The following is an 11996-nucleotide window of genomic DNA, read 5'->3' as shown; positions in this document are numbered from 1 at the left end:
AATTTATTCTTAGGGGTGTGCGTGTAAAACTAACTAATTTTGAGCAGTGGATTGAAGATAAGGTGTAAAAATAATCTCGGAAATATTCATGTTTTGTCCATTGTCCAAACCACATTAACTAGACTTATACTTTTCCAAGTCTCCATCCTTTAAAAATTACCCCCCAGTCGATTATAATAGTGGAAGGGTTTACATAAGAGGAGAGGGGATAACTATGGTTTATCAAGCTGCAGACAATCGTTACGAAACTATGAAATACAATCGAACCGGACGTTCAGGATTATTGCTTCCGGCTGTTTCTTTAGGCCTTTGGCATAACTTTGGAGGCGTCGATACATACGAAAATGGCAGAGCTATGCTAAGGAGGTCCTTTGATTTAGGCATCACCCACTTCGACTTAGCTAATAACTATGGCCCGCCAGCGGGCTCAGCGGAAGAAATGTTTGGCCGAATGCTAAAATCAGACTTCGCTCCATATCGTGATGAAATGGTGATTTCAACAAAAGCTGGCTACTATATGTGGCCGGGTCCATATGGTGATTGGGGCTCAAGGAAGTACTTAATCTCAAGTTTAGACCAAAGCCTAAAACGAATGGGACTTGAGTATGTTGATATTTTTTATTCACACCGTCCCGATCCGAATACACCTTTAGAGGAGACCATGATGGCATTAGATTCCATTGTGCGTCAAGGAAAAGCACTATATGTCGGAATTTCTAATTACAGTGCCGAACAAACTGCTGAAGCAATTAAAATCTTGAACCAGCTAGGTACACCGCTGCTTATCCATCAACCAAACTATTCGATGTTTAACAGATGGATTGAGGATGGCCTTCAGGATGTATTACAAGAAAATGGAGTGGGCTCGATTGCCTTTAGTCCATTAGCGCAAGGCCTGTTAACGAACAAATACTTAACAGGAATTCCAGCAGACTCCCGAGCTGCAAGTCCAACAGGATTCTTGCAAAAAGAACATGTCACCCCGGAAGTACTTGAACAAGTACGCAAATTAAACGAAATAGCTGTTGAACGTGGTCAAAGCTTATCGCAGTTGGCCCTTTCATGGGTATTACGCGGCGGCAAAGTGACAACCGTCCTAATCGGTGCGAGCCGAGTCAGTCAAATTGAAGAAAATGTTGCGGCATTGAACAACCTCGACTTTACGGACGAAGAACTGGCAAGAATTGAAGATATCCTAAATAGCTAAAAAAAAATCTGTCAGCGGCTGCTGACAGATTTTTTTAGGAAAGAGCATTTAATCCGATGACACCAATAATAATCAATACTACACTAAAGACTCGTCCAGCGCTTTTCGATTCTCCCAACAGAAACATATTAATGAAAACAGCCCCAGCGGTTCCAATTCCAACCCAAACGGCATAGGCGATACTTAGTTGGAGAAACTGAAATGATCCATATAAAAATGCAAGCGATGCCCCGAATCCGCCAATATAAACGATTCCATTACGAACATTCTTTTGCTGACTATACAATTTTAAACCAACAGCACCGGTAACCTCACTGGCAGCAGCTAACAAAACGAATAACCAGCCCATGGTTATGCAGCACCTTTCATGGCGACTTTTTCTTCCTTATTATCGGAAAGATTTAAACCAATTACACCAATAATGATAACGGCGATAAAAAGGGTTTCACCCAGGCCGATACTGCCGCCAAAAAGGAATACATCCATTAATACCGTTCCAATCGTACCAATCCCGGCAAAAATGGCATAAACCGTACCTGTGGGGATGGTTTCACAAGCTTTCGGAAGGATATGATAATCCCATAAAATCACAGCTATAACCACTGCCCACTGCCACCACGTATGGGCAGTATTAAACCCGTAAACCCAGATCCATTCAAACACACAAGTTAAAACAACATAAAACCATGCTTTATTCATCGTTTGCACCTCTTAGGAGAAAACCATTATTATTTTAGAATACCACAACAAAGTGCAATTAAGACTTGGTAAGTGATTTAAATCACTAAACTCGGTCCCTTTTTTCTTTATTATTGTTTAAATAGGGGAAAATTAAAAGTGGATGGTGAGAGAGATGGATTACGATTTTAAATCATTATATAGTGAAATTGGCGGACAGGAAACCATTGATAAGCTGGTGGATGCTTTTTATCCGCGTGTTTATGCTGATCCAGTTCTGGCCCCGCTTTTTCAAGGAGATATGGAAGAAATCAAAAGAAAACAGCGAATGTTCTTACCACAATTTTTAGGAGGTCCAGCTCTTTATAGTCAAGAATTCGGTCCCCCGGCGATGAGAGCGCGTCACCTTCCTTTTGAGGTAACACCAACCAGGGCTCGGCATTGGCTCCAATGTATGAAAGAAGCCTTTCAGGAAATTGGTCTTGATCAGAATCCTGCAGGAACAGCCTTTTATGAGAGATTAACGCAAGTAGCCGGAATCATGGTAAACACACCGGACAGTGAATAAAATAAAGGCTCTTCTCACAGCGAGAAGAGCCTTTATAGATTTATAATCTTATTTTTTTAATTTAGCCCATGTTGCGTCAAGAGCCTTCATTGCTTCCGCTTTAGATTTTTGACCGCCAACATATGCCTGTAGTGTTGCACCAAATTCTTGTCCAGCACCATCAGGATACTTCATGAACTGCCAAGAATAAGTTTTTCCATCTTGAGAGTACTTTTGAAGGTCCGCACCTAAAGGTCCAATATCTTCTGCTTTTGCTTCAATTGTTTTAAAGGCAGGAACATATTTGAAATCTTTAACTAATGCTTTCTTACCTTCTTCAGAAGATACCATCCAATTTAAGAAATCTTTTGCAGCCTTTTTGTCTGCATTAGGTGCTTTGTTATAAACAACCCAGTTTGTTGGAACGTCAACCATTAGTTTATCTGCTTGCGCAGCATCATCTGTAAGTGCTAAAGGAACAAAGCCAACTTCCATACCAGGATTTAATTTATCGAGCATTGGCTGAATCCAGTTACCTTGTTGAATCATGGCAGTTTCGCCATTAGCAAATTGAGTTACTTCTGTATTGTAGTCAGTAGTTAATGGATTCTTGTTACCGTATTTAACTGTTAAATCAACAAGCTTAAAGTAGTCTTCAAAGTATTTATTGCCTTCGATTTTTGATTTTCCTTCATTTAAACCAGGAATAAAGTTTTCGTCATCTGCTTGTTGGTAAGCAAATGGTACGTTAAGACCATGGTTTGCTAATACCCACCATTCCGCATAGCCAACTGAGAAAGGTGTAATACCGGCAGCTTTAAGCTTTTTCGCTGCAGATTCTAACTCTGAAAAGGTTTTTGGAAGTTCTGTAATACCAGCTTTTTTAAATAATTTCTTATTATAAGCAAAACCGTATCCTTCCATGTTTACCGGCTGGCCATAAATTTTTCCGTCCATTGTCATTGGTTTTAAGGCATCTTCATAAGCATCTTTTACCCAAGGCTGATCAGATAAATCTTCTAACTTATCCTTCCAAGTGATCGCTTCTTGATATCCGCCATTTCCGAAGATATCAGGTGCTTTGTTTGAAGCGAACTTTGCTTTAAGGGCTGCAGCACCATCAGCGCCGCCTCCGACTGATTCGATATTAAAAGTAACGTTTGGATGTTCTTTTGTATATTTATCTGTTAACGCTTTCAACTGATCTGCGATTTCAACCTTACCGTTAAAGATATCAACAACGACTTTACCATCTTTGCTGCCGCTGTCTTTTTTCGTACCAGATGCACTGTCACTGTTGCCGCAAGCTCCTAAAAGAAGTGAAGCTGATAAAATCCCCGCTGCGATTGAATATTTTTTAAATGCCATTTGTTTTCCCTCCTGAAATTATATATCTAATTTATATATCCCTGCCGTCAATATCCTACTGACAGCAGAGTTGACCCCTAGTGGAAGTTGTCTAGCTGAAGCGCCTAGGAAAAAATGAACTACTTTTTTCCCTTATCAAGGCGCCTCCGCTTTTCGATTTACTTAATGGAACCGCTCGTGATCCCTTTGATAATGTGTTTCTGCATTGAAAAGAAGAAAATTAACAAAGGTATGATACCAAGAACAAGTCCTGCTAAAGCTAAATCCCATTGCTTGGTGTACTGCCCAAAGAAGGAGAATGTCGCTAATGGAATGGTCTTTAATTCTGGATCCTGAAGGACCAGTGATGGTAATAAGTAGTCATTCCATATCCACAAGCTGTTTAGGATGACAATAGTTACAGTGATGGGTTTTAATAAAGGAAAAACAATTCTCCAAAACACTCCAAACCGTGTACATCCATCGATAATTGCTGCCTCTTCAAGTTCTACTGGGATACCTTTGATGAACCCGTGATATAAGAAGATCGTCATTCCAGATCCAAAACCTAAGTACATGATTACAAGACCCCAGATACTGTTAAGTAATCCGAAGTTACCGGCCGTTTTAATGAGCGGAATCATAATGGATTGAAACGGAATAATCATGGCTGCAACGAAGGTCATGAAAATCACATTACTGATTTTCTTTTTCGTTCTAACAAGCATATACGCTGCCATCGAACAAAAAACAACCAGAACAACGTTACTAATCGCTGTGATAATTATAGAATTTGTAAATACCTTTAGATAGTTCAATTTTTCAAAGGCATTCACATAGTTGTCGAGCATAAACGTTTTTGGTAAAGCAGATGTGTTCGTTAGAATCTCTGCAAAGGGTTTTAAAGAGTTTGATATCAGATAATAAAATGGGACTAAAAAGACAAGACCAAGTAAGATGGCAAAGATTTCACCAATAAATGTTTTTCCTGTATACCTGTTTCCCATTATGATTCAACCTCCCTCTTCTTAGAAATTGTTACTTGAAGGATGGTAATTGCGGCAACCACAATGAAGAAAATTAATGCCTTTGCTTCACCGATACCATAACGGTTGTTAACAAATGCTTCCGTATAAATGTTAAGTGCTAACATTTCTGTCGATTTAAACGGTCCGCCGCCAGTTAGCGACAGGTTTGCATCAAAAATCTTAAATGATGATGCAGTTGTTAAAAATAAACAGACGGTAACGGCCGGAGCAACTAATGGCATTGTAATATGGCGAAGAATCTGCCATCTGTTCGCTCCATCGATTTTAGCTGCTTCAATTAATTCTTGTGGAACATTTTGCAAGGCGGCAATATAGATAATCATAATGTAGCCTGCTCCTTGCCATACACTGACAATTACAATACCCCAGAATGCAGTATTAGCATCCCCTAACCAAGGTAATTCGAAAAAAGGAATATGCGTTAGCTGCCCAAGTGAAGCGAAGCCTTTTACAAAAATGAACTGCCAGATAAAGCCTAGTAAAAGACCGCCCACCATGTTTGGCATGAAGAAAACGGTTCGTAATATATTCCTTGTTTTTAACATTTGTGTCACTAGAATGGCTAATCCAAAACCAATCACATTTGTTAAAACGATCGCTACAACGGTATATTTAGTTGTAAGGATAAAGGAATCTTGAAATTGCTTGTCCTCAGTAAATAGGTATTTAAAGTTATCAAGACCGACCCATTTAATATCACCTGTAATTCCGTTCCAATCGGTGAAGGCGTAATAAATACCCGTAAAGAAAGGAATTAGGACAATGATAGTAAACGCTAAGAATACTGGACCGACAAATAGGGTGAATAACCCTGCATCTTTTAGCTTCTTCTTTTTGTTTAAAGAAGCTGACTCTGAAATTTTTATGCTGGCTTTGCCAGGTAATGCTGAACTTTCTAACTCACTTTGATTATTCACTGACTGCACCTCCCATAACTCCATTTTAGGGATTTTGAAAAATTATGAAACGGCTTACATTGACCAGTAGGGTGGAAAATATTGAACAGTCCAAATTGCCATATTAAAATAGACACCATGTATTACGATGTTTTCTTATGATAAAATGGTGGGAAATTTAGTATCACTTAGAAAAGGGGGGAGGCTGGTTCAAGTCTTAGGGACTAGCCCAAGAGCTAATGCAATGGGGGATTCGAACTAAACTAATTATCACTTTAATGGCTGTCATCATACTCCCTTTTGGAATTGCGATTACGATTACGTATTATCAAACGACAAAGTCAATAAATGACCGTTTTGTCTCTACGAATCATGATTTAATTGTTAAAGGGGAAGCAGAGCTAAGTACTTATTTAGAAGATGTCGCACAAATGTCGACTGTTTTGTATCGATATACACCATTTATGTCGGTAATGAGGGTTGGAATATCAGATAACCTAAGCAGTAATGAAGAAGAAGTGCGGAGGATGCTCGCCTATACCTTTAATTCCCGGCCGGAAGTTGAACAAATGCTGCTTTATATAAATAAAGGAAAAGATTCATATACCAACTATCACTCAAGAATTAGCGGCAGAGGGAAATACGAGAGTATCTTGTCCAACCCTTTCTATGCCCGCTTAAGCCGGTCTCATGATTTTTCAGTTATTGAACCGCCTCATGAGATTTATAGTTACAATAACTTGTCTGTGATCCCTAATTCCGAGAAAGGTCAGGTTTTAAGTTTCCATACGATTATAAGAGATGTACCATTAGAGACTATTTTAGGTTTTGTATCTATAGATATTAATCTTTCTAAGATCAGAGATATTTCTGGAAGGTTATATACGGATGGGGTTGAAGACTTATACATAATGAATGAAAATGGGGTTGTCGTGTATTCTTCAAAAAACGACGAAATTGGAAAGGTTAATAAAGACGCTTGGTTTAAACAAATAAAGAAAGAACCAAAGGGAAATAAAAGTCTTGACTGGAAGGACGAAAGGTTTTCGGGCGTAATTGTCTACCAAAAGTTTTCTGATTCTTTTAAAAACTGGTACATTGTTAAAAGAATTCCTTATGATGTACTTTACCAAGGTGCGAGGCAGACTGTATTTACAAATATAATCATTGTAATTATTACACTTATTATCGTTTTATTTGCTACCATGTTCATCTCTCTGAGACTCACTGCTCCAATCAAAGTATTAATTGCAAATATGAAAAAAGTAGAAAAAGGTGTGTTTGAGGCAGATTTTGAGTCATTAGGGAATGATGAAATTGGGATGCTGGGCAGGCATTTTAAATTAATGATTTCAAAAATAAATGAATTAATTGAACGCGAATATAAACTAGAGATTGAAAATAAATCTTCCCAGTTAAGGGTTCTCCAATCACAAATAAATCCGCATTTTCTTTATAATGCGTTTCAGTCGATTGGAACGCTTGCATTAAAATTGAAGGCAGTCCAGGTGTATTCGTTATTAAACTCATTATCGAATATCATGCGTTACAGCATGAATATGAAAGATGATATTGTCCCATTTTTAGCAGAGGTAAACCATGTTAAATCCTATCTTAATTTACAAAAGCAAAGATTTGACGAGCAGTTTGAGTTTGAATTAAATATTGAAAAAAGTGTAGAAGAGGTATTAGTACCGAAAATGATCTTACAGCCGATTGTTGAAAATTGCTTTAAACATGGCTTTGATCAGCAGTTAGAAAAAGCAATAATTGTGATTACAGCAAGAGGGGAACATGACCATCATTTATGCATTTCTATTAAAGATAACGGGGTTGGTGTTAATGATCACGACCTTGAACAACTTCGCCGAGAATTGTCCGACGGCGGGAGTGACTTAAATCAGAAGAGCGCTGGTATTGGATTAAAAAATATTTATGACCGCTTAAGGATTTATTATAGTAATCAGGTAGAAATGGATGTTTACAGCAGCGAAGAAGGCGGATTTACAGTTACGATAATTATTCCAAGAGATATTCATAATGAGGTGGTACATCCATGAAAGTCTTAATCGTCGATGATGAAAAACACGTTCGTGAGGGAATTAATCTGCTCGGAGAATGGGAACAGAATGGGATAACGGAGATTTATGAGGCCAGTAACGGTGAGGAGGCAATCCAGCTTATTCGAACTCTTCGTCCGGAAATCATTTTTTCTGATATGAAAATGCCCAAGATGGATGGTACACAGCTGTTAGAGTGGATTAAAGAAAATCAGCCAACAAGTAAAACGATTGTCGTGACTGGTTACGATGATTACCACTATATGCGTAAAGCCATTCATTTCGGCAGTTCAGACTATTTATTAAAGCCGGTTGATCCGGAAATATTAAACCAAACGCTGGCAAAAGTGGTGAAGGAGTGGAGAAACGAGGAAGAGGAGCGGAATAGCAAAACGACCAGCTATCAATTAATAAATGAAATGAAGCCAGTTTACCGGGATCGAAAATTAACCCAATTATTAAATAGTGATAATCTGAAGGAAGAATTGTATGAGGAATTTGGTTTTTCTAAAGCGCAAAAATATCTCGTCGCACTTGTTCGGATCAATAGAAAGGCAATCGAGGCTTTTCGGGGAGACCGGGACCTAACCTATTTTACACTCTTGAACGTCATGAATGAAATTTTACAGGAAAAAGAATGTGGAATAGCCTTTCGCTACCTTGCGAATAAAGGTGAAATCGTCATTGTTTTTTGGAATCAGTTTACTAAAATAGAAGAACTGCTGGAACGAATCTATAAAGCGATTTTGAATGTCATAAATGTTTCTTGTCATATTGCGGTTGGGATAGAGGTAGATAAAAGGAACAAATTAATGAATTCTTATCAGCATGCAAAGGAAGTTCTATTAAACAGTAATATATTAGCTGATGAAAAAAGCAAGGTCTACCGTCAAGATGTTATTCAACCGCAGGTATTAAAAAATTTATTTGCGTATTCTTCTGAAATTGAATTAGCTATTCAAGCAGGGGAAACTAGGGCTTTTGAGGAATTGATTGGTAAAATTGCTAAAGACTACACGGAGGGCCATTACTTATCATGGGGCCAGCTGCTCCAGCTAGAAAATGAGTATCTGGTCATCAGTAATCGCTGGTATGAACATTTTCATATCACAGGAAAGATTCCGAAACATATTGAATACAGAGTTGATCAATTTTTCAATCATAACGGTACATTCCAGCTGCAGGATTATATTGGTCGAACCATCCGCGAAATTTCTATTTTTCTAAGAAAGATTAAGCGAAAGACTGTTCGGAAAAGCAATAATGTCATCTATGAGATAGAGAAATATTTGGAGGCTAATTTTGATCGGGATGTAAAGCTGCAAGAGATATCAAACCATTTTTATATAAGCAGGGAATATATTTCACGGAAATTTAAGCAGGAGTTTAACGTTAATATTTCTGATTATATTGTTAAAATCCGAATAAATAGAGCTAAAGCTTTATTGAAAAATAGTGAGCTAAAAATCTATGAAATTGCCAACATGGTCGGTTACCAGGACGACAAGTATTTTCGAAAGGTATTTAAAAAGGTGGAAGGCGTAACACCCAATGAGTTTCGGGAATTACATATTATTCAGAAATGAGCAGATTATAAATAGTAAACGGGAGTTAATGTAACTGGTTATTTTAGTTATGTTAACTCTCTTTTTGTTAGTTAATAAAACTTAAATGTAACTAAATTACAGGTAAATTTTATAAAAATAAATAATTTACTAAAAAATAAAGTAAAAAGCATTGAATGAAAGCGCATCCTCTGATATATTGATAATATAAAATTTAGTTAAGTTAACTAAATGGATTGATGGTGAGAAAATGACAACGATAAAAGATATTGCCGATCAGGCAAATGTATCGACGGCAACAGTTTCCCGGATCTTAAATAATGATCCCACACTTTCCGTATCTGATGATACGAGAAAACGGGTAATTGAAATCGTCAATGAGTTAAATTATAAACCATTGCGAAAAAAGAGTGGGAAAACGGATAAACCTAATGAGAATTTTAATATTGGCGTCATCATGTTAAATGATGAAACGATTGATCCGTACTTTCAGTCGATTCGCCTTGGTGTAGAAAGTACCTGTAATCAATATTCTCTAACAATCGCTACGACGATGATGGTAGGAAAAAGCACTATTACAGCAGAAAGCTTGAGCGGACTGGATGGGCTGATTGTTCTGGGAGATGTTGATATCGGGGATTTAAAAGAAATTTACTATGAAAATAACCATATAGTCGCGGTGGATTATTTGCCTCAAGATTCACATGTGGATGTGGTAATTTCAGATTTTGAAGGGGCAACTCAAAAAGTTCTAGATCATTTGCTTGAACTTGGTCATACGGACATCGCTTATCTAGGCGGAAGAGGAATGGTGTTTGGGGTAAGCCGCCAAAAGTCGAAGGAAAAAGAAGATACAAGAAAAATGACCTTTGAAAAAGTCATGAAAGAAAAAGGATTGTACAACCCGGATAAAGTCTTAATTGACGAGTGGGGGCCAACAAGCGGATACACATTAACGAAACAGTTAATTGAAAACGCTCAACTGCCAAGTGCGATTGTAGTCGGCAGTGATCCAATGGCATTAGGTGTGCTTCGTGCCTTACATGAGGCCAACGTCAAAGTGCCTGAGGAAGTTTCGGTGTTCAGTTTTGATGATATCGAGGCAGCGGCCTTTATGAATCCCCCCCTCTCAACCGTAAAAGTATATGGAGATGAAATGGGGAAAACAGCAGTAAAGCTGCTATATGATCGTTTGAAGGGAAGAACAATCCCGCTGAAGGTGACCATTCCAACGGAACTTGTTTTACGTGATAGTGTAAGCGTTAAAAAATAATAAAAGTGCTCGGGGCGGTTAAGGATTGTTGAACCGCTCACGCAATCCTTTTGTTAGTTTTAATATTAAACTATTTTAAAAATTATGGAGGGTTTTCTATGAAAAAATCAATCTCGTTAGTAGCAACTGGTATGATCGCACTTTCTGTTCTAGCAGGCTGTGGAAGTAACGACGAGGCTTCGAGTAGTTCAAATGGCAAGGTGAAAATTGAGTTTTTCCAGTATAAATCAGAGGCAAAAGGTACGTTTGATGAACTGATTAATAAGTTTGAAAAAGAAAATCCAACCATTGATGTCGTTCAGTCTCAGCCGCCTGATGCTATTACAGTATTAAAAACACGTGTTGCAAAACGAGACCTTCCAGATGTCATCGGAATGGGCGGGGATGTATCATATGCAGAAATCTCAAAGGCAGGAGCCTTTAAAGATGTTTCAAAGGATAGTGCTTTAAATGATGTACAGCCTGCGTATGTTGGCATGTTAAAAGATATTTCAAAGCAAGAAAAAGTATATGGAATTCCATATGCAGCAAACGCCGATGCTGTTATTTATAATAAAACTATTTTCAAAGATTTAGGTATTGAAGTACCGACAACATGGGATGAATTTATCGCTGCTGCAGAAAAAGTGAAGGCGGCTGGTAAGATTCCATTCTACTTTACTTTTAAAGATGCTTGGACAGCCCTTCCTGCTTACAATGTGCTTGCAGCCAACACTCAAGGAGAAGACTTTTTTAAAGACCTTGATAAGGGAAAAACTACATTTGCAGAAGGACATAAGGAAGCAACTGAAAAGCTATTAACCTTACTCAAATATGGTCATAAGGATCAGTTGGGTAAAGCATATAACGATGGGAACGTTGCATTTGCAAAAGGTGAATCTGCCATGTATCTTCAAGGCATTTGGGCAATTCCTGAAATTAAAAAAGCAAATCCTAATATTGATTTAGGTGTATTCCCTTACCCAATTAATGATTCAAAGGTTGTTTCAGGGGTCGATTTACTACTAGCTCAATCTGCAACTAGCAAGCATCCAAAAGAAGCCAAGAAGTTCATCGATTTTCTATTAAGTGATGAAAATATGAAAACATATCTAACAGAGCAAAATGCTTTTGCTGCTAAGAGAGGTGTAGTACAGGAAGCACCTGAACTAGAAGGATTAAAAGCAAGCTTTGACAAGGGTAATGTCGTTGACTTTCCAGACCACTATGTACCAACAGCTGTTGCTCTTGACAAACAATTGCAAGTGTTTACACAGAAAAAGAATGTTGGAGAGTACTTGAAAACATTAGATAGTGAATGGGAAAAAGTAGCAGACCGTAAATAATGATTATGGAGAAATTGGGGACCCAATTTCTCCAGTTTTAAAAATAGGG

Annotated in this window: 11 protein-coding genes; 6 read left to right on the top strand and 5 right to left on the bottom strand. The window is 37.9% G+C overall.

Translation table 11 applies throughout. From position 1 onward, the window contains the following. The first annotated feature begins 214 nt into the window (after positions 1–214). Positions 215–1207: an L-glyceraldehyde 3-phosphate reductase gene (mgrA, locus tag AAHB15_RS06375; protein WP_335574620.1), complete on the top strand. Its 993-nt coding sequence runs from the start codon at positions 215–217 to the stop codon at positions 1205–1207. Positions 1208–1241: 34 nt separating this feature from the next. Here the strand turns inward: mgrA and AAHB15_RS06370 are convergent, their stop codons facing one another. Together AAHB15_RS06370 and AAHB15_RS06365 are read right to left on the bottom strand one after the other, a co-directional pair. After that, entirely contained in the window at positions 1242–1556 is a 315-nt protein-coding gene (locus AAHB15_RS06370) for a DMT family transporter (RefSeq protein WP_251570123.1), read from the bottom strand. 2 nt (positions 1557–1558) lie between these two features. Continuing rightward, complete coding sequence (locus AAHB15_RS06365) at positions 1559–1906, bottom strand: DMT family transporter (RefSeq protein ID WP_335574621.1); 348 nt, start codon at positions 1904–1906, stop codon at positions 1559–1561. Between the two features lie 154 nt (positions 1907–2060). Here AAHB15_RS06365 and AAHB15_RS06360 point away from each other — a divergent pair, with 154 nt between their 5' ends. After that, entirely contained in the window at positions 2061–2453 is a 393-nt protein-coding gene (locus tag AAHB15_RS06360) for a globin domain-containing protein (RefSeq protein WP_335574622.1), read from the top strand. 48 nt (positions 2454–2501) lie between these two features. Here the strand turns inward: AAHB15_RS06360 and AAHB15_RS06355 are convergent, their stop codons facing one another. From AAHB15_RS06355 to AAHB15_RS06345, 3 genes are all read right to left on the bottom strand, one after another. Next, positions 2502–3800 carry an ABC transporter substrate-binding protein gene (locus AAHB15_RS06355; RefSeq protein ID WP_342042005.1) on the bottom strand — a complete coding sequence of 433 codons (1299 nt, stop codon included), beginning with the start codon at positions 3798–3800 and terminating at the stop codon, positions 2502–2504. Between the two features lie 158 nt (positions 3801–3958). Further along, positions 3959–4786: a carbohydrate ABC transporter permease gene (locus AAHB15_RS06350; protein WP_144563373.1), complete on the bottom strand. Its 828-nt coding sequence runs from the start codon at positions 4784–4786 to the stop codon at positions 3959–3961. Further along, positions 4786–5745, bottom strand: a complete 960-nt coding sequence (locus tag AAHB15_RS06345; RefSeq protein WP_098530837.1) for a carbohydrate ABC transporter permease — start codon at positions 5743–5745, stop codon at positions 4786–4788. The genes AAHB15_RS06350 and AAHB15_RS06345 overlap by 1 nt, the downstream gene beginning before the upstream one ends. 218 nt (positions 5746–5963) lie before the next feature. Between AAHB15_RS06345 and AAHB15_RS06340 the strand changes: the two genes are divergently transcribed. The 4 genes from AAHB15_RS06340 (at position 5964) to AAHB15_RS06325 (ending at position 11947) form a co-directional block, all read left to right on the top strand. Continuing rightward, the gene (locus AAHB15_RS06340) at positions 5964–7784 is read left to right on the top strand and encodes a cache domain-containing sensor histidine kinase (protein WP_342042004.1); all 1821 of its coding nucleotides are present in this window, start codon (positions 5964–5966) and stop codon (positions 7782–7784) included. Continuing rightward, positions 7781–9370 (top strand): response regulator transcription factor, encoded by a 1590-nt coding sequence (locus tag AAHB15_RS06335; RefSeq protein WP_342042003.1) that lies wholly within the window; start codon positions 7781–7783, stop codon positions 9368–9370. The genes AAHB15_RS06340 and AAHB15_RS06335 overlap by 4 nt, the downstream gene beginning before the upstream one ends. A gap of 229 nt (positions 9371–9599) precedes the next feature. Next, positions 9600–10622: a LacI family DNA-binding transcriptional regulator gene (locus AAHB15_RS06330; RefSeq protein ID WP_335573037.1), complete on the top strand. Its 1023-nt coding sequence runs from the start codon at positions 9600–9602 to the stop codon at positions 10620–10622. A gap of 98 nt (positions 10623–10720) precedes the next feature. Continuing rightward, a complete protein-coding gene (locus AAHB15_RS06325; RefSeq protein ID WP_335573036.1) occupies positions 10721–11947 on the top strand; it encodes an ABC transporter substrate-binding protein in 1227 nt (408 codons plus the stop codon). Positions 11948–11996 lie beyond the last annotated feature (49 nt).

The organism is Bacillus sp. OTU2372, from assembly GCF_038440275.1.
Classification (GTDB): domain Bacteria; phylum Bacillota; class Bacilli; order Bacillales; family Cytobacillaceae; genus Neobacillus; species Neobacillus bataviensis_B.
This window is presented reverse-complemented; position numbering and strand designations above follow the sequence as displayed.